Source organism: Polaribacter litoreus, from assembly GCF_054584775.1.
The window spans coordinates 1-1,076 of the sequence record NZ_JBTLRD010000082.1 but is presented as its reverse complement, the minus strand read 5'-3'; the positions used below and the strand labels follow the sequence as shown (position 1 = coordinate 1,076).

Sequence of the window (1,076 nt, the reverse complement as noted above, 5' to 3'; positions counted from 1 at the left end):
GCGTGGTTTAAGCACTAAATTTAGCAAATAAAAACCGAATAGAAAATCCGCGAGGATTTTCGTAAGTAGGCTAGAACCAAGCAATAAATTATATACGGTGTTAGGTGTTGTTTTTTATTTTGTCTAATTTCATTAAGTATCTTATCAATGACACACCTGTATAAAAAACAAATTCAGCGTCTTCAATTTTTAGGTTAGAATGACTTGTTCCTCCGTGTCGTATTGAAGGTGTTGCATTTGAAAAAATGTATATTTTATCAATAACATCAACCAATAATTTAGGGAATTCAGATTCTTTTTTTAATTCTTTAATTACTTGACCTAATGTACTAGTTTTGGGATAAATTGTTCGTCCAATGCTTTCAATTGCACTAACTATTTCTTTAATTCCATTTTCAGAATCAATTGGAATTGAGAAAATATAATTAATTGCTTTTTTATAATGATTACGAGCAGGTTCAAATTTATCTTCAAGTTCGTTTTCTGCTGTAGTAACTGTTTTTAGTAAAACTTCTGGTATATTTCTAGAAATTTCTCCTTTTTCATTTAATCTCCAGACAAAGTTGTCTTCTTTAAAAAGGTCATTGATTTTTTTTTGAAACGAATTGAACCCAAATTCTTTTAATTTTTCGTCCTCAAATAGATAGTTAATTTCATTCAATTTCAATTCTTTAGAAACAAGCTCAATGAAATCATAAACATAATACCAAGGTGTTGATTTTAAATGGTCGAAAAGTCTCTCTTGGCACAACCAAGAATCATAATCATCTTGGTCCATTTCTATTCTTGTAATACTTGAAAAATCTTTGTGTATTTTTTTAATACCTAATGGTCTATTTTCACTAGAATATCTAGAATCCATATCTACATAAAGTAAATCTTCTAGAATTTGTAATAATGCAACTCTTGTCCATTCAGGAAAATCCTCAATAATTTCTTTACTGACTTTTTCGTCGAACCCATATTTTTTTGAAAATCTACTCATTTTTTAAATAACACCTAACGTTTATGTGTATTAAAAGTTGCGATTTTGTGCCATCGTTATTTTCCGAAGGAAAATATAAGATTGCAAAAAA

At 28.4% G+C, this 1,076-nt stretch carries 1 protein-coding gene; it reads right to left on the bottom strand.

Annotated elements, in window-relative coordinates; genetic code table 11:
• Positions 1-100: 100 nt before the first annotated feature.
• Positions 101-985, bottom strand: a complete 885-nt coding sequence (locus ACW9UN_RS17245; RefSeq protein ID WP_459487615.1) for an AbiJ-NTD4 domain-containing protein — start codon at positions 983-985, stop codon at positions 101-103.
• Positions 986-1,076: the final 91 nt, after the last annotated feature.